Origin of the sequence: Amycolatopsis sp. WAC 01376, assembly GCF_003947415.1 — a bacterium.
GTDB lineage: Bacteria > Actinomycetota > Actinomycetes > Mycobacteriales > Pseudonocardiaceae > Amycolatopsis.
In genome coordinates, this window is record NZ_QHKL01000015.1 from 1 (window position 1) to 22,408 (window position 22,408).

Annotated in this window: 22 protein-coding genes; 8 read left to right on the forward strand and 14 right to left on the reverse strand. The window is 67.9% G+C overall.

Translation table 11 applies throughout. The annotated features are described in order from the left end of the window. Positions 1-143 precede the first annotated feature (143 nt). The 4 genes from DMH03_RS41240 to DMH03_RS41255 all read right to left on the reverse strand — a co-directional run bounded on the left by DMH03_RS41240 (position 144) and on the right by DMH03_RS41255 (position 2,928). Entirely contained in the window at positions 144-1,001 is an 858-nt protein-coding gene (locus DMH03_RS41240; RefSeq protein ID WP_125797433.1) for an oxidoreductase, read from the reverse strand. 86 nt (positions 1,002-1,087) lie between these two features. Next, the gene (locus DMH03_RS41245; protein ID WP_233611945.1) at positions 1,088-1,780 is read right to left on the reverse strand and encodes a TetR/AcrR family transcriptional regulator; all 693 of its coding nucleotides are present in this window, start codon (positions 1,778-1,780) and stop codon (positions 1,088-1,090) included. Positions 1,781-1,800: 20 nt separating this feature from the next. Further along, entirely contained in the window at positions 1,801-2,214 is a 414-nt protein-coding gene (locus tag DMH03_RS41250; protein ID WP_125797435.1) for a PGPGW domain-containing protein, read from the reverse strand. 75 nt (positions 2,215-2,289) lie between these two features. Further along, complete coding sequence (locus tag DMH03_RS41255) at positions 2,290-2,928, reverse strand: TetR/AcrR family transcriptional regulator (RefSeq protein WP_199749234.1); 639 nt, start codon at positions 2,926-2,928, stop codon at positions 2,290-2,292. Between the two features lie 86 nt (positions 2,929-3,014). On the opposite strand from DMH03_RS41255, the gene DMH03_RS41260 reads away from it, so the two are divergent. Continuing rightward, the gene (locus DMH03_RS41260) at positions 3,015-3,842 is read left to right on the forward strand and encodes an NmrA/HSCARG family protein (RefSeq protein ID WP_125797436.1); all 828 of its coding nucleotides are present in this window, start codon (positions 3,015-3,017) and stop codon (positions 3,840-3,842) included. A gap of 64 nt (positions 3,843-3,906) precedes the next feature. Continuing rightward, positions 3,907-4,248, forward strand: a complete 342-nt coding sequence (locus tag DMH03_RS41265; RefSeq protein WP_125797437.1) for a YciI family protein — start codon at positions 3,907-3,909, stop codon at positions 4,246-4,248. 99 nt (positions 4,249-4,347) lie between these two features. On the opposite strand, the gene DMH03_RS41270 is transcribed toward DMH03_RS41265, so the two are convergent. Both DMH03_RS41270 and DMH03_RS41275 read right to left on the reverse strand, forming a co-directional pair. Continuing rightward, on the reverse strand, positions 4,348-4,932 hold the full coding sequence (locus DMH03_RS41270) for an FMN reductase (RefSeq protein ID WP_125797438.1): 585 nt from the start codon (positions 4,930-4,932) through the stop codon (positions 4,348-4,350). Beyond that, positions 4,929-6,008 (reverse strand): LLM class flavin-dependent oxidoreductase, encoded by a 1,080-nt coding sequence (locus tag DMH03_RS41275; RefSeq protein ID WP_125797439.1) that lies wholly within the window; start codon positions 6,006-6,008, stop codon positions 4,929-4,931. Before DMH03_RS41275 ends, DMH03_RS41270 begins: the two co-directional genes overlap by 4 nt. 135 nt (positions 6,009-6,143) lie before the next feature. Between DMH03_RS41275 and DMH03_RS41280 the strand changes: the two genes are divergently transcribed. After that, the gene (locus DMH03_RS41280; RefSeq protein ID WP_125797440.1) at positions 6,144-7,568 is read left to right on the forward strand and encodes a glycoside hydrolase family 76 protein; all 1,425 of its coding nucleotides are present in this window, start codon (positions 6,144-6,146) and stop codon (positions 7,566-7,568) included. On the opposite strand, the gene DMH03_RS41285 is transcribed toward DMH03_RS41280, so the two are convergent. Next, positions 7,552-8,493 carry a hypothetical protein gene (locus tag DMH03_RS41285; protein ID WP_233611947.1) on the reverse strand — a complete coding sequence of 314 codons (942 nt, stop codon included), beginning with the start codon at positions 8,491-8,493 and terminating at the stop codon, positions 7,552-7,554. The two genes, DMH03_RS41280 and DMH03_RS41285, sit on opposite strands and share 17 nt — an antisense overlap. 230 nt (positions 8,494-8,723) lie before the next feature. On the opposite strand from DMH03_RS41285, the gene DMH03_RS41290 reads away from it, so the two are divergent. Further along, entirely contained in the window at positions 8,724-10,775 is a 2,052-nt protein-coding gene (locus tag DMH03_RS41290) for a type IIA DNA topoisomerase subunit B (RefSeq protein ID WP_125797442.1), read from the forward strand. Between the two features lie 29 nt (positions 10,776-10,804). Beyond that, entirely contained in the window at positions 10,805-13,291 is a 2,487-nt protein-coding gene (locus DMH03_RS41295) for a DNA topoisomerase (ATP-hydrolyzing) subunit A (protein WP_125797443.1), read from the forward strand. Between the two features lie 239 nt (positions 13,292-13,530). On the opposite strand, the gene DMH03_RS41300 is transcribed toward DMH03_RS41295, so the two are convergent. The 5 genes from DMH03_RS41300 to DMH03_RS41320 are packed head-to-tail and all read right to left on the reverse strand — an operon-like array spanning position 13,531 to position 18,127. After that, positions 13,531-14,763: an acyl-CoA dehydrogenase family protein gene (locus DMH03_RS41300; protein ID WP_125797444.1), complete on the reverse strand. Its 1,233-nt coding sequence runs from the start codon at positions 14,761-14,763 to the stop codon at positions 13,531-13,533. Then, positions 14,760-15,629, reverse strand: a complete 870-nt coding sequence (locus DMH03_RS41305) for an SDR family oxidoreductase (protein ID WP_125789241.1) — start codon at positions 15,627-15,629, stop codon at positions 14,760-14,762. The genes DMH03_RS41300 and DMH03_RS41305 overlap by 4 nt, the downstream gene beginning before the upstream one ends. A 10-nt stretch (positions 15,630-15,639) precedes the next feature. After that, complete coding sequence (locus DMH03_RS41310) at positions 15,640-16,485, reverse strand: MaoC/PaaZ C-terminal domain-containing protein (protein ID WP_125797445.1); 846 nt, start codon at positions 16,483-16,485, stop codon at positions 15,640-15,642. Beyond that, a complete protein-coding gene (locus tag DMH03_RS41315; RefSeq protein WP_125797446.1) occupies positions 16,482-16,913 on the reverse strand; it encodes an SRPBCC family protein in 432 nt (143 codons plus the stop codon). The genes DMH03_RS41310 and DMH03_RS41315 overlap by 4 nt, the downstream gene beginning before the upstream one ends. A 20-nt stretch (positions 16,914-16,933) precedes the next feature. Beyond that, on the reverse strand, positions 16,934-18,127 hold the full coding sequence (locus DMH03_RS41320) for a lipid-transfer protein (protein WP_199749235.1): 1,194 nt from the start codon (positions 18,125-18,127) through the stop codon (positions 16,934-16,936). 180 nt (positions 18,128-18,307) lie between these two features. On the opposite strand from DMH03_RS41320, the gene DMH03_RS41325 reads away from it, so the two are divergent. From DMH03_RS41325 to DMH03_RS41335, 3 genes are all read left to right on the forward strand, one after another. Then, positions 18,308-19,255: a hypothetical protein gene (locus tag DMH03_RS41325; protein WP_233611949.1), complete on the forward strand. Its 948-nt coding sequence runs from the start codon at positions 18,308-18,310 to the stop codon at positions 19,253-19,255. Between the two features lie 9 nt (positions 19,256-19,264). Continuing rightward, the gene (locus tag DMH03_RS41330) at positions 19,265-19,972 is read left to right on the forward strand and encodes an RraA family protein (protein ID WP_125797447.1); all 708 of its coding nucleotides are present in this window, start codon (positions 19,265-19,267) and stop codon (positions 19,970-19,972) included. A 76-nt stretch (positions 19,973-20,048) separates the two neighbouring features. Further along, entirely contained in the window at positions 20,049-20,933 is an 885-nt protein-coding gene (locus DMH03_RS41335) for a LysR family transcriptional regulator (protein ID WP_125797448.1), read from the forward strand. Between the two features lie 134 nt (positions 20,934-21,067). Here the strand turns inward: DMH03_RS41335 and DMH03_RS41340 are convergent, their stop codons facing one another. Then, a complete protein-coding gene (locus tag DMH03_RS41340) occupies positions 21,068-21,862 on the reverse strand; it encodes a thioredoxin domain-containing protein (protein ID WP_125797449.1) in 795 nt (264 codons plus the stop codon). Positions 21,863-21,864: 2 nt separating this feature from the next. Beyond that, positions 21,865-22,353: a MauE/DoxX family redox-associated membrane protein gene (locus DMH03_RS41345; RefSeq protein ID WP_125797496.1), complete on the reverse strand. Its 489-nt coding sequence runs from the start codon at positions 22,351-22,353 to the stop codon at positions 21,865-21,867. Positions 22,354-22,408 lie beyond the last annotated feature (55 nt).

The following is a 22,408-nucleotide window of genomic DNA, read 5'->3' on the forward strand; positions in this document are numbered from 1 at the left end:
CTCGCGAGAGTGGCCGCCGAACTCAACGGCCGCCCCCGCAAAACACTGGACTGGCTTACACCCCAAGAAAAACTCAACCTGCTACTGTCCTAAATAGAGCATGTTGCGACGACCGCATGAATCCGCCAGGCCCTCACTACCCGCTAGGCGAGCGCGTCGAGGTCGGTGATGACGTCCGCGGGCAGTTCCAGCTTCGCGGCGGCGACGTTCTCCCGCAGGTGCTGCAGCGAGGACGTACCCGGGATCAGCAGGATGTTCGGCGACCGCTGCAGCAGCCACGCGAGCGCGACCTGCATCGGCGTCGCGTCGGCCCGGCGGGCGCAGTCGTCGAGCACACCGGACTGCAACGGCGTGAACCCGCCGAGCGGGAAGTACGGCACGAACGGGACGCTGATGGCCGCGAGGGCGTCGAGCAGGCCGTCGTTGGCGCGGTTCGCGACGTTGTACTCGTTCTGCACGCAGACGACCGGCGCGATGGCGCGGGCCTCCTTGACCTGCTCCGCCGAGACGTGGCTCAAGCCGAGGTGCCGGATCAAGCCCTGCTGTTGCAGCTCGGCCAGCACCTCGAACGGCTCCGTGATCGAGACCGGGATCGGGAAGACGCCGTGCTCCCCCGCGAGCCGCAGGTTGACGACGTCGAGCACGTCGACGCCGAGGTTGCGCAGGTTGTCGTGGACCGCGGAGGTCAGTTCCTCCCGCGAGAGCGCCGAAGGCCAGCCCTTGTCCGGAGTCCGCTTCGCGCCGACCTTCGTGACGATGTGCAGCTCGTCCGGGTACGGGTGCAATGCCTCGCGGATCAGCTCGTTGGTCGTGTGCGGGCCGTAGAAGTCGCTGGTGTCGATATGGGTCACGCCCAGCTCGACCGCCTCGCGGAGGACGGCGATCGCGGTTTCGCGGTCGCTCGGCGGCCCCCAGATGCCGGGGCCGGACAGCCGCATGGCGCCGTAGCCCATCCGGCTCACGGTGAGATCGCCGAGAGTGAGGGTGCCGCCTGGGCTCATGATCGCTCCTTGTGCAAGTGGGTTCGGCTCACCTTATGCAGGTCCGGGCGCCCCGGCGCGTGCGGGAAGGGAGCAAGGGACCTTTGCTATCGCCCGGGGCTCTGACCTGCGCGAACGACGAGACCGACCAGCTGGTTGGCCAGCCCTTCGGTCAGCGCGTCGACGAACATGTCGTGGCCGGCGGGCGCTCCGCGTTCGGCCAGGACCGTCGCCACGGCCTCGCCTGGGTTCGCGTACGGCCACAGTCCCGCGACGAGGATGAAGACCGCCTTCGCGAAGTGTCCGGCCGCTTCGGCCTCCAACGGGACCCGATCGCGGACGACGTCGGCGAGCCGTTCGGTCCGTTCACCCGCCCGGGTCTTGAACGCCCTGGCGGTCTCCACGGAGATGTTGCGTTCGAGGACGGCGGCCATCGTGCTGATCAGCTCGCACAGCAGGCGCTGCCGCGAGAGCGACTTCGCGATGACGGTCGCGACGCGCACTTCGCGCTCGTACCCGGGCTTCGCGGCGTCAGGCGCGCCTAGCTCGCCTTCGAGCTCGTCGAGCCATGCGACCCATATCGAGTCGAGGACTTCCAGGAAGATCGCCTCACGGCTGTCGAAGTACCGAAGCACGTTCGACTTCGCCAGGCCGACCCGGTCGCTCAGCTCCCGCAAACTGATCCGGGACACGGGCCGCTCGGCCAGGAGCTCGCGCGCCGCCCCGAGGATCGCCGCGCGCCGGGCCTCCACCTGTTCCGGCCGCCGCGCGCGCTGGAAGTCGGGGGCCACGCGCCGCACGGTACCAGACCACCCGGCTGTTATTCGGCCTTCGCGGACCTCCGGGCCTGCACCCGCTTGTAACTCCAGATCAGCAACGCGAACAGGATGAGCCCGGAGAGAATCAGGCTCGAACCGGTGCTCCAGCCGCCGAGCGGCAGCCCGGGCACGAGCCCCCAGACGACCCCCGCGGCCAGCAGCCCCAGCCCGGCCAGCACCGAACCCGCGATGCGCAGCGGCGACGAAACACTGTCCTCGGCCGCCTTCATCGCCCTGTCGCGGATCGGATCGACGTACTTCTCCACCACGGGGAACTCCGAGGCCAGCACCAGCAGACCCGCGAGCACCAGCAGCAGCCCCGGCCCGGGCAGCACGAGTAGCGCGATACCGACCAGCAGGAGAATGCCACCCGCGATCAGGATCAGGACCTGCTTCACGGGTTTTCCGATGCCCACCGTCGTCTCCTCGCCGTCGCCTTTCCCTCGATTGTGCCGGTCGGGCCGGAAACGCGCTGGTCCTGCCGGGTGGCGCTAGGAGTTCCGCCAGAGCGACTCGTGCTCCCGCTGCTCCGGTGGGTCACCCGGGAGCGGCTCGACGGCGCCGGCACGCAGGCCCGCGACGGCGATCGCGACCAGCCGCCGCCGGACGTTCTCGTCGTGATCCACCTCCGGGACCGGCCCCCGCCTGCTGAACTGACCGATCAGCAGGGAGATGTCCAGGGTCGTGACGTCGCCGCGCAGTACCCCGGCGGCATGCGCGCGAGCGACCACCTGACCGGCGAGGTCCTGCGCGATCCCGGTGGCCTGCCACATCTCCTCGGTCGCCTCGATTCGCCCGGCGAGCGGCGCGAGGGCGCCGAAGCCGAACTCGACGCAGCGCTCGATGTACCTCGTGAGACCTTGCCAAGGATCGTCGACGGCGAGCCCCTCCCGGGCCGCGTCCGCGACGTGCGTCAAGGAGTCGACGCAGAGCCGTTGCAGCAGTTCGTCCTTGGTGCGGTAACGCCGGTAAAGGCTCCCCATCCCGATCCCGGCGCGTTCGGCGACCGCCGAGACGGGCGCGTCGAACCCGCGGCTGATGAACACCTCGCGCGCGGCTTCGAGCAGCTTGCGGCTGTTGCGGGCGGCTTCGGCCTGCCGTCCGCGTCGCGGCGGAGGGGAACTGGTCATGACCTGATCCTAGCCCTTGCGGAGTGATTCGCTCCGATATAGCTTAACGGAGCGAATCACTCCGATAAAACCCGCGAGGAGCTCACATGTCCCGATCCGAAGTCGTGCTCGTCCTCGGCGCGACCGGCAACCAGGGCGGCGCGACCGCCCGCCACCTGCTCGCCCGCGGCCGCCGCGTGCACGCGCTGGTCCGCGACGCGGGCAAACCCGAGGCCAAAGAGCTGGCGAGACTCGGCGCGGTCCTGGTCGAAGGCGATCTCGACGCGCCGGCCTCGCTGCGCGCGGCGATGACCGATGTCGACGGCGTCTTCAGCGTGCAACCCTTGGCATGGGAGGAAGAAACCCTCGCCGCCGAGGTCAGGCGAGGCCGTTCGGTTGCGGACATCGCCGCGGAAACCGGCGTCGGGCACCTGGTCTACAGCTCGGTCGGAGGCGCCGAACGCGAGACCGGTATCGACCACTTCGAAAGCAAGGCGGAGATCGAACGGCACATCGCCGCGCTGGGCCTCCCCGCGACCGTGCTCCGGCCGGTGTTCTTCATGAACAACCTGCTGCACTACGCCACCCCGCCCGCCGGCGAAGACCGCGTACTGGCCCTTCCGGTGGATCCCGCGAAACCGATGCAGATGATCGCCGCCGACGACATCGGGTTCTTCGCCGCGACGGCGTTCGAGGACCGCGAAGGCCTCCTCGGGCAGGCACTCGAAATCGCGGGCGACGAACTCACCTTCCCCGAGGTCGCGGCGAGCTATGAACGGGTCACCGGGGTCCCGACCCGCTTCGAACCGAAGCCGATCGAGGAGCGCATGTTCGAATGGTTCGCCGAGAGCGGGTACGCGGCGGACGTCGCGGGGCTGCGGTCGCGCTATCCAGGACTCACCCAATTCGAGGACTTTCTGCGCGACAACCTCTAGCGAGCTGTCTGTTTCGCGCGAAACCGTTCGTCGGGGTGACGAAAAGACCAGCCAAGGAGGACTGATGCGCTACCTGTTGCTGATCTGCGGGACCCCGTTCCCCGGTACGGACGACTGCGACGAACCAATGGACGAAAAGACGCAGGTGTGGGTCGACGAGATGACCGCTCGCGGGGTGCGATTGTCCGGCAGCAGACTCCGGTCGGCGGCCACCGCGACCACCATTCGCCACCGCGACGGCGAACTGCTCGTCTCGGACGGGCCCTTCGCGGAGACGAAGGAACAGATCCTCGGCTACGACCTGATCGAGTGCGCCGATCTCGACGAGGCGATCGAGATCGTCTCGACGCATCCGGTCACGAAGTTCGCGACCATCGAGATCCGGCCGATCTGGCCGACCCCCTGAAGCGCGTGAAGGCCCCCTTCCCTCGGCTGAGCCGAGGGAAGGGGGCCTTCACGCGCTTTTACCGCGCCCACCTGCGAAGTGATAGCAAAGGTCCCTTGCTCACTCCCCCGCGCGCAGCAGCTGCTCGAACGGCACGAACCCGCTGTCCGGAGCCGCGTCCGTCCCCTCCGACGACAACCGGGCAGCCAGCTCCCGCCCAGCCCGCGAAGCCCGCGTGTCCAGATCTCCTGGAGACGCCCAGTCCGACGAAGCCGCGTACACCGCCGTCGCGACAGGCTCGGCGCGAAGGTAGGCGAAGAGCGGACGCAGCGCGAAGTCGAGCACCAGCGAGTGCCGTTCGGTTCCGCCGGTGGCGCCGATCAGCACCGGTTTCCCGTCGAGCGCCTTCTGGTCCAGCACGTCGAAGAACGACTTGAACAGTCCGCTGTACGACGCGGTGAACACCGGCGTCACGGCGATCAGGCCGTCCGCGGCGGTCACCGTGTCGATGGCCGCACGCAGGGCCGGGGAAGGGAATCCGGTCAGCATGTTCTTCGTGACGTCGATGGCCAGGTCGCGGAGTTCGATCACCTCGATCTCCACATCCGGCAGCGCGGTGGAAACCGCCGCGGCGAGTTTGTCCGCGAGCAGCCGGGTCGAGGACGGCTGGCTCAGTCCCGCGGTCACGACAGCGATCGTCGTCATGCCAACACCTCCGAAGCTGAAAGCGAAGCGTGCGTAGGCGCTTCAGGCACGTGCGCCGGACGAAGCGAGTCAAGTTCCTTGCGCAGCACCGGAATCACGTGCTCGCCGAGCAGATCGAGCTGTTCCAGCACGGTCTTCAGCGGCAGTCCGGCGTGGTCCATCAGGAACAGCTGACGCTGGTAGTCGCCGAAGTGCTCGCGGAAGGTCAGCGTCTTGTCGATCACCTCTTGCGGGCTGCCGACGGTCAGCGGCGTCTGCTCGGTGAACTCCTCCAGCGACGGCCCGTGCCCGTACACCGGCGCGTTGTCGAAGTACGGCCGGAACTCCCGCACCGCGTCCTGCGACTTCGGCCGCAGGAACACCTGGCCGCCGAGCCCGACGATGGCCTGGTCCGCCTTGCCGTGCCCGTAGTGCTCGTACCGCTCGCGGTACAGGTTGATCAGCGACTGGAAGTGCTCCTTCGGCCAGAAGATGTGGTTCGCGAAGAACCCGTCGCCGTAGTAGGCGGCCTGTTCCGCGATCTCCGGGCTGCGGATCGAGCCGTGCCACACGAACGGCGGGACACCGTCGAGCGGCCGCGGGGTCGAGGTGAACTCCTGCAGCGGCGTCCGGAACTTGCCGGACCAGCTGACCACGTCCTCGCGCCACAACCGGTGCAGCAGGTGGTAGTTCTCGATGGCCAGCGGAATGCCCTGCCGGATGTCCTGCCCGAACCACGGGTACACCGGTCCGGTGTTGCCGCGGCCCATCATCAGGTCGACGCGGCCGTCGGCGAGGTGCTGGAGCATCGCGAAGTCCTCGGCGATCTTCACCGGGTCGTTCGTGGTGATCAGCGTGGTCGAGGTGGAAAGGATGATCTTCGACGTCTGCGCGGCGATGTAGCCGAGCATCGTCGTAGGCGAAGAAGGCACGAAGGGCGGGTTGTGGTGCTCGCCGGTCGCGAAGACGTCGAGGCCGACTTCTTCGGCCTTGAGCGCGATGCGCACCATCGCCTTGATCCGCTCGTACTCGCTGGGCGCCTCCCCGGTGGCCGGGTCGGTCGTCACATCGCCCACCGTGAAGATTCCGAACTGCATGACCTGCTCCCTGGGCCGGGGTTACGTTGCTTGAGCGTTCAACCTCACGCGCGCAAGAAGTATTCCAGACCATCGGCGCGAGCTGAAAGGGTGACTTGATCGGCCGGGAAAGTGACCGCGCCCACACTCGAATCCATGTGGCTCACTTCCCTGCTTGTGACAACGTTGACATTCGCTCTCACACCGGCCACCACTACGCCCGAACCCACCGTCGCGGCCACGATCTGCGCCAAGTACTGCGACAGCCGCGACCCGGCATTGGCCGTCGGCGAAAGAAGACCCGGCACCGCGACGGTCTGGGGCCGCGGCATCACGCTGCACCTCTCCGACGGCGACGACATGGGCTGGGCCAGCGTCGGCAACGGCGACCCCGGCGACGAAGTCTGGCTCGACCGCTCCTTCGATGGCGGCCGCACCTGGGCAGGCGACAGCCGGATCGGTGACACGAAGATTCCCGCCGGTCAACGCGGCTGGCGGACCCTGATGTTCAACGTCGACGACCCCGCCACCCACCGTTTCGGCGCCCTTCGCGCCTGCGGGAAGGCGAGCAACCGGCCGGAAATCGCCTGCACGTCGTGGTTCCGCACCACGGTCGCCGCGAACGACCGCGCCGAAGCGGCGGCGACCGCGCTCATGCAGTTCTACGACAACAGCACCGGCCTTTGGCAGACCACGGGCTGGTGGAACTCGGCCAACGCGCTCACCGCGATCCTCGACTACAGCACCCGCACCGGTTCGCCGAACTACCGCTACGCCATCGCCAACACCTTCGACCGCAACCGCGGCGACAACTTCACGAACGAGTACATCGACGACACCGGCTGGTGGGCGCTCGCCTGGATCCGCGCCTACGACCTCACCAACGATCGCCGCTACCTCGACACCGCCGTCATCGCGGCGAACTACATGTACGCCTACCGCGACGGGACCTGCGGCGGCGGACTCTGGTGGTCGACGGCGAAGACGTACAAGAACGCCGTCACCAACGAGCTGTACGTCAAGGTGGCCGCGTCACTGCACAACCGGCTCCCCGGCGACACCGTCCAGCTCGCGCGGGCACGCGAGGTCTGGGACTGGTTCCGCGCGAGCGGCATGATCAACGGCGCCGGCCTGATCAACGACGGGCTGAACTCCTCCTGCGCCAACAACGGGCAGGCGGTCTGGAGTTACAACCAGGGCATCGTCCTCGGCGCGCTGGTCGAACTGAACCGCGCCACCGGTGACGCCGCCCTGCTCACCCGGGCCCGCCGGCTCGCGGACGCCTCCACCACGACGTCGCTACTGCACGCGAACGGCATCCTGCGCGACCCGTGCGAGTCCGGCGACTGCGGCGCCGACGGGCCGTCGTTCAAGGGCGCGTACGCCAGGGGACTCGGCGAGCTCGACCGGGCGCTGGCAGGCAGGCCGTACCGCGCTTACCTGACCCGGCAGGCGAACTCGACGATCGCGAACAACCGCACGTCGCTCGATCAGCACGGCCTGCGCTGGGCCGGGCCGGTCGACAAGATCGACGCCGCCCGTCAGCACAGCGCGCTGGAGGTCCTCACAGCAGCTCTTTAAGCACCGGGTCCGGAACATGCAGCCAGGCGCGGACCTCGGTCTCCTTCTCGTGCACGAGCACCTGCCGGTAGCTCATCGTGTCGAGCCCGGGGCCGCCCTGGTCCTGGACGTCCTCGTGGAACCGGTCCGAGACGAGCACCACCACGGGCGACTCGTCCGGCGCCGCGGCGAGCGCGTCCCGCAGCACCCGCGAATCGAGCAGCCGGGCGAGCAGCACCTTCGGCCGCCCCGTCACGCCGTACTCGTCGAGCGCGATCTCGCCGGCGTGGATGGCCACCCGCACCCGGATCCGCAGGCCGGGCTCGGTGACCACGTTGTACCTGGCCAGTTCCGCGGTCAGCCGGGAAACCAGCGGGTACACCAGGCGGAACTTCGGGAAATGCGGCGGGACCACGACGATCATGCCGTCGCCGGTGTCGCGCTTCAGGCAGGCATCCCAGGCGATCCCGCTGGCCTCGAAGGCTTCGGCCAGCAGGCCGAAGAGCATCCGCCGGACTCGCACGAAGATCTCGCTGCTGCGCCCGACCTGGCCGAATCCGGCGATGTCGATCGAGAACAACCCGCAGTGCATGCCGGACTCGACCCACGCCGTCTGCGGCGGATAGAGGATCTTCTTCCGCAGCAGCGCCAGGTGGACGCAGGCCACGGTGACGAAGAGCATCGTGCCGAAGAGCCAGGCGAACGACAGCATCGCCTCCGACTCGCCCTCCATCGCCGCCCGTTCGAGCAGGAACGTCATCCCGACGGCGACACCGCCATAGCCCAGCACGAACAGCCAGAGAACCGCGCGCCGCAACCGGATCGCGGCATGCGCGACCGGGATCAACGCGAGCATGCCGAACGACCCGACGACCACCACGAAATACCAAAGACTCACGACGCGTTGTGCGGTCGAGACGCGTGTGGGACCGACTCCGACGGTCACCCTGTTCCCCCCGTCACCCTGTGACACCGGGAACGATAACGCCTCATCCACGCCGCTAGGAAGCCGCTTTCCCCAGCCGTGACCCGGCCACCGGGACGGCGTGATCCGCCACACCGGGGGCTCGGGAGGACGAAGCTGTCGGAGGGGACGGATATCCTCCAGTACGGTGTCGCGTTGAACACCACCTCCACGAGCTAGTTCGCGAGCCATGACTCCAGGAGAAGTACCCAGTGACTGCTGAGACCCTGTACGGGGCCGACGACCTGACGCATCTCGAGGGTCTGGAAGCGGTCCGCAAGCGCCCCGGGATGTACATCGGCTCCACCGACAGCCGAGGCATCAACCACCTGTTCTCGGAGGTCGTGGACAACTCGACCGACGAAGGTGTGGCCGGTCACGCCACGAAGATCGTGGTCACCCTGCACGCCGACGGCAGCGTCCAGGTCGACGACGACGGCCGCGGCATCCCCACCGGCACCCACGCCAAATCCGGTCTGTCCGGTGTCGAGCTGGTGCTGACGAGGCTGCACGCCGGCGGCAAGTTCGGCGGCTCGGGCTACAAGACCTCCGGTGGTCTGCACGGCGTCGGCGCTTCGGCGGTGAACGCGCTGTCGCACCGCTTCGACGTCACGGTGAAGCAGAACGGCAAGGTCCATCAGATGTCGTTCGCGCACGGCGTCCCCGGCGTGTTCGACGGGCCAGGCCCGAAGGCCAAGTTCACCCGCACGTCCGGGCTGAACGTCACCGGGAAGATGAAGCGCGGCGAGCGCTCGGGCACGTCGATCCGGTACTGGTACGACTCGCGCTACTTCGAGACCGGCTCTTCGCTCGACGTCGAAGGTGTCCGCACGAAGATGCGCAACACCGCCTTCCTGGTCCCCGGCGTCACTTATGTACTGCGCACCGCCGTCGACGATTCGATCAGCGAAGAGACCTTCCACTTCCCCAACGGCCTCGCCGACATGGTCGACTTCCTCGCCCCGGCCAGCGAGAAACCCGTCTGCGGCACGCTGATCATCAACGGCGAGGGCACGTACAAGGAGAACGCGGCCGACGCCAACGGTGTCATGCAGTCCAATGTGGTGCGTCACGCGGAGATCGAGGTCGCGCTGCGCTGGGGCACCGGCTACGAGCGCACGGTGGAGTGCTTCACCAACACCATCCGCAACGTGCACGGCGGCACGCACCGCCGCGGTTTCGACCGCGCGGTGCTGAAAGCCTTGCAGGACGCCATTTCCAAAACCCGCGGGCTGCTCAAGCCCAAGGAGGACATGCCGACCGTCGAGGACGTCCTCGAAGGGATGACGGCGGTCGTCCACGTCCGGCTGCCGGAGCCGCAGTTCACCTCGCAGACCAAGGACGAGCTGTCCACCGCCGGGATCACCCGCGTCATCCAGGGCGTCGTCGACAAGCACATCCGGTCCTGGACCGAGGAGCGCAAGACCAAGTCCGAGGCGAAGGTCGTGCTGCAGAAGGTGGTCGACGCGGCACGCGTGCGGCTCACCCAGAAGCAGCAGAAGGACGCCGCCCGGCGCAAGACCGCGCTCGAAGGCGCGGCCATGCCGCCGAAACTGGTCGACTGCCGCACCACCGGTGTCGCCCGCAGCGAACTGTTCCTCGTCGAGGGTGACAGCGCGCTCGGTTCGGCGCGGATGGCGCGCGTGTCGGAGTACCAGGCGCTGCTTCCCTTGCGCGGCAAGATCCTCAACGTCCAGAAGGCGTCGCTCGGCGACACCTTGAAGAACGCCGAGATCGCCTCGATCGTGCAGGTGCTCGGCGCGGGCAGCGGGCGCACGTTCGACCTGACGACCATGCGCTACGGCCGGGTGATCCTGATGGCCGACGCGGACGTCGACGGTTCGCATATCCGCACACTGCTGATCACGCTGTTCGCCAAGTACATGCGGCCGGTGATCGAGGACGGCAGGCTCTACGCCGCGATGCCGCCGCTGCACAAACTGGTCACCAAGGGCCGTAACCCGGAAACCCATTTCACCTTCAGCCAGAAGGAGATGGAGACCAAGTTCGCGGAGCTGGAGCGGGCTGGCAAGCAGATCATCACGCCGGTGCCGCGGTTCAAGGGTCTCGGCGAGATGGACGCCGACGAACTGTGGGACACCACGATGAACCCCGCCACCCGCTCGGTCCGCCGCATCACCCTCGACGACGTCGAAGCCGCGGAGAACGCGCTCGAACTGTTGATGGGCGAGAAGGTCGAACCGCGCCGCAACTGGCTGGTCGAATCCTCCGACCGGGTCGACCGCGAAGCCATCGACGCCTGATTTCGCTGCTATTCAAGGAGCTTTGAGCAATGGCACGCCGTAAGGGCACCACCACCAAGGTCGACCCCTCCGCGTTCGACAAGCCCGGCGCGAACGTCTTCGACAACTCGCTGAAGACGGAGATCGAGGATTCGTACCTGGAGTACGCCTACTCGGTCATCCACTCCCGGGCGCTCCCGGACGCGCGGGACGGGCTGAAGCCGGTGCACCGCCGGATCATGTACTCGATGAACGAAAACGGCTACCGGCCGACGCACGCGTACGTGAAGTCGTCCCGCGTGGTCGGCGACGTGATGGGCAAGTACCACCCGCACGGCGACACGGCGATCTACGACGCCATGGTCCGGCTCGCGCAGGACTTCTCGCTCAACGTCCCGCTGGTCGACGGGCACGGTAACTTCGGCTCGCCCGACGACGGCCCGGCCGCCTCCCGATACACCGAGGCGCGGCTGTCCCCCGAAGCGATGCTGCTGGTCGGCGAACTCGGCGAGGACACCGTCGACTTCCGGCCCACCTACGACGGTTCGCTCGAAGAGCCGACGGTGCTGCCCGCGGCGTTCCCGAACCTGCTGGTCAACGGCACTTCCGGGATCGCGGTCGGGATGGCGACCAATATGATCCCGCACAACCTGACCGAGGTCATCGGCGCGGCGCGGTGGCTGATCAACCACCCGAACGCCACCCTCGACAAGCTGATGGAGTTCGTCCCGGGCCCCGACCTGCCGACCGGCGGTTCGCTGCTGGGCCTCGACGAGGTGCGCCGCGCGTACGAAACCGGCCGTGGCGTCGTGCGCATGCGCGCCAGCGCCGAAACCGGTCCGCTCGAGGGCAGCCGCGGCCGCCAGGCGATCACGGTCACCGAACTGCCGTACGGCGTCGGCCCGGAGAAGGTGATCGAGAAGATCACCGACGAGGTCAACAAGTCCAAGCGGCTCACCGGGATCGCCGACGTCAAGGACCTCACCGACCGCGAGAACGGCACGCGGCTGGTCATCGAATGCAAGGTCGGCGTGAACCCGCAGGCACTGCTCGCGGATCTGTACCGGCTCACGCCGCTGGAGCAGTCCTTCGGTATCAACAACCTGGTGCTGGTGGACGGGCAGCCGCGGACGCTGGGGCTCAAGGCGCTGCTGGAGGTCTTCCTCAGCCACCGCTACGAGGTCGTCACCCGCCGCACGCGCTACCGGCGCCGCAAGCGTGAAGAGCGGCTGCACCTGGTCGACGGTCTGCTGATCGCCCTGCTCAACATCGACAAGGTGATCAAGCTGATCCGCGAGAGCGACAACGCCGCGGCCGCGAAGGACGGCCTGATGAAGCGGTTCAAGCTCTCGGAGATCCAGGCGACCTACATCCTGGACACCCCGCTGCGACGGCTCACGAAGTACGACCGGATCGAACTCGAGGCGGAGCAGGACAAGCTGCGCGAGGAGATCGCCGAACTGTCGAAGATCCTCGACGACGAGTCGGTGCTGAAGAAGGTCGTCTCGGCCGAGCTGGCCAAGGTCGCCAAGGACTCCCCCACCGAACGCCGCACCGCGCTGATCGACGGTGACCTCAAGGAGGTCCTCGCCGCGTCGAAGCCGTCCGGTCCGCTGGAGGTCGCCGACGATCCGTGCCAGGTGATCCTTTCGGCCACCGGGCTGGTCGCGCGGACGGCGGCGGAATCGGAGGAAGCGTCGGAAGTGCGTCGCCGCAACGGTCGCGTCAAACACGACTCGGTGTCCGCGGTGGTCCATTCGACCGCACGCGGCCAGGTGCTGCTGGTGACCAACCGCGGCCGCGCGTTCAAGACCGACGTGCTGCCGCTGCCGGTGCTGCCCGAGCAGGCGGGCACCGTCTCGCTGCGCGGTGGGATGGCCGCGAAGGAACTGGTACCGCTGGAGAAGGGCGAGCGTGTCATCGGCCTGGCTCCGCTCGGCGATCAGGCGGCCGGCTCCCCCGGTCTCGCGCTCGGCACGAAACACGGTGTCGTGAAGGTGTGCGCGCCGGAATGGCCCGTCCGCTCGGACGAGTTCGACGTGATCAGCCTGAAGGACGGCGACGAGATCGTCGGCGCCACCTGGCTCACCGACGGCGACGAGACGCTGGCGTTCCTGTCGTCCGAAGCGTCCCTGCTGCGCTACCCGGCTTCGCTCGTGCGGCCGCAGGGCCTCAAGGGCGGCGGCATGGCCGGGATCACCGTGCGCGGTGAAGCGGAAGTGGTCTTCTTCGGCGCGATCCGCACCGACGACGCCGAACACGGCGAGCCGATGGTCGTCACCGCGACCGGCGCGAGCGTGAAGGTGACCCCGTTCAGCGAGTACCCGGCCAAGGGCCGGGCGACCGCCGGTGTCCGGGCCCAACGGTTCCTCAAGGGCGAAACGCGGCTCGTCGTGGGCTGGATCGGCCCGCGCCCGGCCGGCGCGTCGCGCACCGGTGACCCGGTGGAACTCCCGGAGGCCGACGTCCGGCGCGATGGCTCCGGCCACGCGCACCCGGGCCCCGAGGTCGTGGGCCACCTGATCGAACGCAGCTGACCCCGCACTCACGTGACGGAAGCCGTAACTCGCGTGATTGGAGCCGTAACTCGCCCGCGACGCGAGTTACGCGCTCAATCACGCGAGTTACGGCTCCAGACACCCGAGTTACGGCTCCAGACACGCGAGTTACGGCTCCAGACACGCGTGATCCGGATCCGGGCACGCGAGAGCTCGGGCCCGAAGTGGTAGCAAAGGTCCCCTGCTCTCTCGGGTGATAGCAAAGGTCCCTTGCTCCCTCAGCGGCCCAGCAGACCCTTCGCGATGTGCGTCACCTGGATCTCGTTGCTTCCCGCGTAGATCATCAGCGACTTCGCGTCCCGCGCCAGCTGCTCCACCCGGTACTCCGCCATGTACCCGTTGCCGCCGAACAGCTGCACGGCCTCCATCGCGACCTCGGTGGCCGCCTCCGACGAGTACAGCTTCATCGCCGAAGCCTCGGCGAGCGTCGGCATCTTGCCCGCGCGCAGCGTCTCGATCAGCTGGAACACCATGTTCTGCACGTTGATCCGCGCGACCTCCATCTTCGCCAGCTTGAGCTGGATCAGCTGGAAGCGCCCGATCTCCTGGCCCCACAGCTTCCGGTTCTTCGCGTAGTCCACGCAGAGCCGGTGGCATTCGTTGATGATCCCGAGCGCCAGCGCCGCGACCCCGATCCGCTCGACGGCGAACCCGGACTTCACCTCGGCCTTGCTGTCGCCATCACGGCCGGTCTCGGATTCGCCGAGCAGCCTGTCCCGCCCGAGCCGGACGTCGCTGAAGAACAGCTCGCCGGTCGGCGACGACATCATGCCCATCTTCTTGAACGGCTTGCCCTGCGTGAGCCCGGGCATGCCCTTGTCCAGCACGAACGTCAGCACCTTGCGATCGCGGACGGCGGCACCGTTGCCGTCGTCGAGCTTCGCGTACACGATGATCGTGTCGGCGTACGGGCCGTTGGTGATGAACGTCTTCTGTCCATTGAGGACATATTCGTCGCCGTCGCGCCGCACGGACGTCTTCATCCCGCCGAAAGCGTCCGAACCGGAGTCGGGTTCGGTGATCGCCCAAGCGCCGACCTTCTCGAACGTCACCAGCGCGGGCAGCCAGCGTTCCTTCTGCGCCTGCGTGCCCTTGGTCAGGATCGTCTGCGCGGTCAGCCCGATGCTCACGCCGAGCGAAGCGACGATGCCGAGGCTGACCCCGGCCAGTTCGCTCACCGCGATGAGCGCCATCGCCTCCTGCCCGCCGAACGCGAGACCACCACCACCGCCACCGCCACCGCCACCGGAGCCACGGTCCTTGGACAGCAGCTTCGACACCGATTCCCGCGCGAGCACGTCGATGCCGAAGGACGCGAACATCTTGCGGATGATGTCGTACGGCGGCAGCGTCCCGCTTTCCAGCGCGTCGAGCTGCGGCCGGATCTCCTTGTCGATGAACTCCCGGATGGTGTCCCTGATCAGCAGCTCGGTTTCGGACCACTCGATCATGGCAGCCTCGCGGCGATGTCGTCGATCTCCCAGGCGGTTTCGGTTTCGATCACCTTGACGTCGTGCCAGCCCGCGAGTTCGGAGATCGCGCCGCCCTGCACCGCGAACACCTTGCCGGTGAGCGGGCACTTCTCGGTCGCGAGGTAGGCCACCAGCGGCGAGATGTTGGCGGGCGAGAACGCGTCGAACTCCCCTTCTTCCACTTCCTGCGCGAAGATCGCGCCCATGCCCGGCGTCGCCAGGGTGAGCCGCGTGCGCGCGATCGGCGCGATCGCGTTGACCCGCACGCCGTAGCGTTCCAGTTCCTCGGCGGCGACCAACGTCAGCGCGGCGATGCCCGCTTTCGCCGCGCCGTAGTTCGCTTGCCCCGCGTTCGGCAACGTGACCCCGGACGCCGACGCGGTGTTGATCACCGAGCCCGCCACACGCTCGCCGGCCTTGCTCGCCGACTTCCAGTACGCGGCCGCGTGCCGCAGCACCGCCGCGTGCCCCTTCAGATGCACGGCGATCACGGAATCCCACTGGGACTCCTCCAGTCCGGCGATGAACGCGTCGCGCAGGATGCCCGCGTTGTTCACGACGACGTCCAGCCTGCCGAACTCGCCCACCGCTTGCGCGACCAGTTCCTCGGCGCCCGCCCAGTCGGCGACGTTGGCCGTGTTCGCCACGGCTTTGCCGCCCGCCGCGCGGATCTCGTCGACGACCTCCTGTGCCGGGCCGGTGTCGGCCCCGCTGCCGTCGTTCGCCCCGCCGAGGTCGTTGACCACGACGCTCGCGCCCTCCCGTGCGAACAGCAACGCGTGCTCGCGGCCGATCCCCCGGCCGGCACCGGTGATGACGGCGACCCGCCCGTCGAGTGCTCCCATGGCTTTGCTCCTACTCCGCGAATTCCGCGAGACCGTCTTTGATCACGACGGTTTCGCCGACGGTGGTCTCGAACGCGTAGCTTCCGCCACCCGCGCTCCAGATGGACGTGGTCAGGTCTTGCCCGGGAAGCACCGGTTTGGCGAACCGCACGGCGAACCGCTTCAGTCTGTCCACATCGGACCCGGCGACCTCGGTCAGCAACGCCCACGAGGTGAACGCCATGGTGCACAGGCCGTGCGCGATGATCCCCGGCAGTCCCGAATCCTTCGCGACCTCTTCGTCGAGATGGATGGGCATGGGGTCGCCGGCGGCGGGCGCGTACCGGTACGTCTGGTCGTCGTCGACGTGCTGGTTCACCTTCGCCACCGGCGCCTGCGAACGTAGATCTTCGTCGAACTTGTGCTCCGGCCCGAGCTCGCCCCGCGTCTCGCCGGTGTCGAAACCGCGCACGAACAAGGTCACGTACTGCTCGTTGACCAGGTCGCCGTCTTCAGTGCGGCATTCGAGGTGGATGGTGCCGCGCGTGCCGTTCGACAAGCCTTCGTAGCCCGTCATCCGCGCCCGCGAAACGAGCTTGTCGCCGGGGCGGATCGGCCGGTGGAACCGGAATTCCTGTTCCCCGTGCACGATCCGGCCGAACAGCCCGACCGGGACGACCTCCAGCGCGGGTTCCATCAGCGACTCGAACACCGGCACGATCGCGAACACGGGGCTCGCGACGTCTCCGGCGAGATGCGCCGGGATCGGGTCGTTGGTGGCCTTCGCGTACTCGATCAGCCGCTCGCGGGTCACCTCGAACCGGGACTCCTCGGTCCACTTGCCGAGGCCGTCGGGGTCGAACCGCTCCTCGGTCACGCGACCAGCGCCTTGAAATTCTCGAGGGAGGCGTCGAGGTTCTTCTTGCCGTCCTTCTCGACGGCCTTGCCGAGCGCGCCGACGATCATCTGGCCGGCGAACTCCGCGTTGATGCTGGCGAGCGATCCGTCGCCGGACGCCTCCACGGTCAGCTCGAACTTGACCTTCACCCCGGCCATCCCGGTTCCGGAGATCGCCAGCTTCGACGGCGCCTCGAACTCGTCGACCGTCCAGGTGATCGTGTTCGGCATCCCGAGCATCGTGACGACCTCGGAAGCCTGCGCCCCCTTGGAGAATTCGGCCGGAACGTCACCCTTCCACTTGGTGTGGATGGTCAGCCACTTCTCGAAGTTGTTGGGGTTGGAGAACTCCGCCCACACCTTGTCGGGAGCGGCGGGGAGTTCGACGGAGGCACTGATCTTGCCCATGGTTCGTCCTTTCGGTGGGATCAGCGCTCGGCGCGCTGGTAGGCGGTGACGACGGCGGCGCCACCGAGTCCGATGTTGTGCTGCAGCGCGGCCTGGACGCCGTCGACCTGGCGTTTGTCCGCGGTTCCGCGCAACTGCCAGGTCAGTTCGGCGCATTGCGCGAGGCCGGTGGCGCCGAGCGGGTGCCCCTTGGAGATCAGCCCGCCCGACGGGTTGACGACCCATTTGCCGCCATAGGTGGTGTCCCCGGAGTCGACGAGCTTCCCGGCTTCCCCTTCGGCGCAGAGTCCCAGCGCTTCGTAGAGCAGGAGTTCGTTGGCGGAGAAGCAGTCGTGCAGTTCGATGACCTGGAAGTCTTCGGCGCCGAGCCCGGCCTGGTCGTACACCTGGCGGGCGGCCTGGACGTTCATGTCGTAGCCGATGATGTTCTTCGCGGTACCGTCGAAGGTGCTGGCGAAGTCGGTGGTCATCGCCTGCCCGACGATCTCGACGGCCTGCTCCGCCAGCCCATGCGAGTCCACAAAGGACTCGCTGGCGAGGATCGCCGCGCCGGACCCGTCCGAGGTCGGCGAGCACTGGAGTTTCGTGAGCGGGTCGTAGATCATCCGCGAGTCGAGGATGTCCTGCAGTGAATAGCTTTCCTGGAACTGCGCGTACGGATTGTTCACCGAGTGCCGGTGGTTCTTCTCGCCGATCTTGGCGAAATGCTCGGCGGTGGTGCCGTAGGTCTTCATGTGCTCGCGGCCCGCCGCGCCGAACATCCACGGCGCCGGCGGGAAGAGCACCTCGGAGATCTCCGCGAGCGCCTGGAGGTGCCTGCCCATCGGCTGCTCGCGGTCGTCGTAGGTGGAGCCGAGCGATCCCGGCTGCATCTTCTCGAAACCGAGCGCGAGCGCGCAGTCCGCGCGGCCGCCCCGGATCGCTTCCGCGGCGAGGTACAGCGCGGTCGACCCGGTCGAGCAGTTGTTGTTGACGTTGACGACCGGGATCCCGGTCATGCCCAGTTCGTAGACCGCCCGCTGTCCCGAGGTCGACTCTCCGTAGACGTAACCGACGTAGGCCTGCCGCACCTCGTCGAAGGAGATCCCGGCGTCTTCGAGCGCCTTGGTCCCGGACTCCTTGGCCATCTGCGGGTAATCCCAGTCCTCACGACGTCCGGGTTTCTCGAACTTCGTCATGCCCACGCCGACGACGTACACCTTGTTGGCCACCACGACGCTCCTTGTCCGTTGCCGGGTCGCTGCTGCCACTGAAGATACAGACAGGACTGTATTTATCAACCCTTACATACAGGTCTGAACGGATGTTACTTACGGCACGGTGCGTGTCAGGTGACGCAGACAGGCGGCTCTCACCCCCGTTAAACAGGGCGAACACACTCACAGGGGGATTCGATGAAACGTACGAGCTTGGTCCTGACAGCCGCCGTCGCCGTGGGATTGCTGTCGGCAGGCACCGCGTCGGCGACCGACTGGACGATGAGTTACCTGCCGGTGCCCTACGGCACTGTCCAGGTAGTGGCCACCGACGGGGCCGGAAGCTACGCGGGACACTCCGAATACGGCTTGCTCACCTGGTCGGGTGGAACCGTTCAGAACCACGGCATCCCGGCAGGCTACGACAGGGTCGTGACCGTGGACGAGAACGCGTCGGGGTCGATTCTCATGGACAGCTACGCGAATCCGACCCGGACTTACCGTTCGTTCGTCTTCGAGAACGGCGGCTTCCAGCTTCTGGGGAAGGTGCCGAACTACGCCCAGACACGGGTCGTCGGCATGAACGACCGCGGCGACGTCGTCGGCTCCGTGCACAACGACCCGCGATTCGGTTCCTGGGCGGCGATCTGGCCCGCGGGCGACCGCGCGCACCCGGTACTGCTGGACAGCCCGCCGCTGCTCCACCCGGTGGACATCGACCACGACGGCACGATCCTGATGCAGGAACAGGGCGGCGGCACCTGGCTCTGGAAGGACGGCGTGGCGCGGCAACTCGTCCTCCCGGAGGGTGTCCGCGAAGCACGCGCCCTCGCGATCCGGGACGGCAAGGTGCTGGCCAGTGTCCAAGGAGGCGACCGGCTTTGGACGACCTACGACACCTCTGTTCCGGTGCCGGACTCCATGACCGCGGTCTCGCTCAACAGGTCGGGACTCGTCACAGGTTGCTTGAGGACCCCGGACTTCTCCACCGTTCCCGCGGTGTGGTCGCCGGGCGGCGCGGTCGAGACGCTTCCCGCGCCTTCTCCCGGCTGCGGCGCCCTCGTGGGCGAGAACGGCGAGGTCATGGGCTCCGTGCGGGATGACAGCAGCCCGAACCACGAACCCGTGGTGTGGCGCCGTGGCTAAAGTCGGGATATGGATCCCGAGGAGCTTCGGCAGCGGTTCTCCCAGCTGACCACCGCGCATCTGACCGACGGCTGCGTCCGCGCCGGCGTCCCGGTCCGACGGGCGCCCGCCGGCACGCACGCGGTCGTGCCCGGCGGCCGCGTGGCCGGGCGGGCCACCCCCGCCCGGCACGTCGGCAGCGTCGACGTCTTCCTGGAGGCGTACGAAACCGCGAACCCCGGCGACGTCCTCGTCGTCGACAACGGCGGCAGGCTCGACGAGAGCTGCGTCGGGGACCTCGCGGTCCTCGAAGCGGAAGCGGCCGGGCTGAGCGGCGTCGTCATCTGGGGGCTGCACCGCGACACGGCCGACATCAAGAAGATCGGGCTGCCGGTGTTCAGCCTCGGCTCGATCCCGACCGGTCCGCTCTCGGTCTCCGTCCGCCCGGACGGCGCGCTCGAATCGGCCGTCGTCGGGGACTGGACGGTGACGCGAGAAGACCTCGTGTTCGGCGACGAGGACGGCGTCCTGTTCATCCCGGCCGACCGGGCGGACGAGGTCCTGGACCGCGCCGAGGCCATCCGCGACACCGAGCGGCTCCAGGCCGACCGGATCCGCTCCGGAGAGTCCCTTCGCGAGCAGGTGCGCTTCGCCGACTTCCTCGCGGAGCGCGCGAAGTCGCCTTCGCTGACGTTCAGGGAACACCTGCGCGCGGTGGGCGGCGCCATCGAGGAGTAGCAGGGGACCTTTGCTTCCGCTGGAGCCACGAGCCCTTTGAAACCGGAAACTCACCGGGATCGATAACCTGAATATTATGGAACTGCGGGATATCGAGATCTTCCTGGCGCTGGCCGGCGAACTGCATTTCGGCCGCACCGCGGAACGCCTGCACGTCTCGCAGGCACGGGTGAGCCAGACGATCAAACAGGTGGAACGCCGGATCGGCGCACCACTGTTCGCCCGCACCAGCAGGCGGGTCCGGCTCACGCCGATCGGCGAACGGCTGCGGGACGACCTCGGCCCCGCCTACCGCGCGCTGCACGAAGGCATCGACCGCGCCGTCGCGGCCGGGCGCGGGATCGGCGGCGTGCTGCGGCTGGGCTTCGAGGCGCCCGGCGTCGCCGATCTGACCGACGACCTGCTGGATCGCTTCCGGCAGCGCTACCCGGACACGGAACTGCTCATCCGCGAGGCCGATTTCGCGGACCCGGTCGCGATGCTGCGCTCGGGTGAGATCGACGTGCTGGTGACGCTGCTCCCGGTCGACGAACCCGAACTGACGACCGGACCGGCCGTGCACACCGAACCGATGGTGCTCGCGGTGTCGTCGAAACACCCTTTCGCGCGACGGAAATCAGTCACCCTCGACGACCTCGCCCGCGACACCGTCCTTCGCGCGGCGCATCCGCCGGAGCCGTACTGGATCGAGGAGCCACGCCAGTGGCTGACACCGGCCGGCCACCCCGTGACGCGAGGCAAGCCCTTCGCGACGTTCCAGGAACTGCTCGCCGCGATCGCCACCGGCGCCGGCATCTGCCCGCTCGCCGCACACGCACAGGAGTACTTCAGCCACCCGCGAATCCGCTTCGTGCCCTTCGCCGGTTCACCCGACGTCGAGTGGGGCCTCGTCTGGCCGCGCTCCGCCGAGACAGCCCGCGTACAGGCCTTCGCGGCCGTCGCGTCCGCTTCGCTTCCCTGAACTACGGGACGAGAGCAAGGGACCTTTGCTATCGCCCGGCCGCGCACCCCGCGCCGCGCCCCCGCTCCAAGTACATGAAGGCCCCCTTCCTGTACCTAGGCGCAAGGAAGGGGGCCTTCATGTACTTCAAGAAACTAGCCGACGACCTTCTTCACCCAGTCCGCCTCGAGCTTCACGACCTGCCCGTTCGCGGTGACGGTCGGCGTGCCGAAGCCGGGTCCGTTGCCGAAGTCCTGCTGCAGCGCCGGATCCGTCGAGATCTTCTTGTACGCGTCCTGGATCTGCTGCTCGTAGGCGCCGCCGTTGACCGCCATCGCGAAGGCCGGGTCGGTGATGCCGACGTCCTGGCCGAGCTTGATCAGCTGCGCCTTGTCGAACCCGCGGCCGCCTTCTTCCGGCTGGTCCTTGAACAGCGCGTCGTGGAAGGCGAGGAATTTGCCAGCGTCGGCCGCGGCGAGCGAGGCGTTGGCGGAGTCCAGCGAGTAGCCCGGCGGGTCGGAACGCTGGTTGAGCATCGGCAGCATGTGGTACCGGACCTGCAGGGTCCCGTTGTTCACCTGCTCCTCGATCTGGCCCTTGAACGACTCTTCGAACTGCTTGCAGACCGGGCACAGGAAGTCGGCGTAGATGTCGATGGACTTCTTCGCGTCGGGCTTGCCGACGACCACGGCGGCCCCGTCACGTTTCTCCACGACACCGGGCGCCGAGGCGGTCGGTTGTGCCCCGATCACCTTGCCCTCGGTGCTGTCCTTGCTGGACGTCGTCCAGATCACGCCACCGATCACCAGCGCGGCGAGCACGACCACCGCGACGGTGATCGCGACGACCTTCTTCTTGTCGCCGCCCGCGACGCCCCTGGCCTGTGCCACCGAGCGCGACGCGGTCTGCTGCTGCTTGCGTTTCCGAGCGTTGCGCTCAGCTCCACCCACGATTATTCGTTCCCTTCAGCGATACCCACATAGTCGTCGTCGTCGGGGGCTTGAGAGTTCCCGAGCCAACCGTCCACGGCCGTCCTGGTCCGCGGCCGCACGATCAGCCAGACACCCAATAGCGCGAACCCGAGGTCCCTGGCGATCTCCTGCGGATACCTCGTCTGATCCGCGGCGATCTGACCGCCACCGCCGAAGCAGCCGCAGTCGATGCTCAGCCCGCGCGCCCAGGATTGGGCGATCGCGGCGATGAGCACCGCGAGCAGCAGCACCGACAGCACCGACACCCACCGGGTCACGAACCCGGCGAGCAGGAACAGGCCGAGCGCCAGTTCGGCGAGCGGCATCCCGATCGCGACCGGGCGGACGAGCCCGTCCGGCAGGACATCGAAAGCCTGGACCGCGATGTAGGTCTGTCCCGGATCGCTGATCTTCAGCGCTCCGGAAACCAACCAGACGGCGGCCAGTCCGAGCCGGGCGAGTGTGCCCACGGCGTCGAGTACGACTTGGGGCGGTCTACGCACGGGCCTAGGCTAACCGTCGACC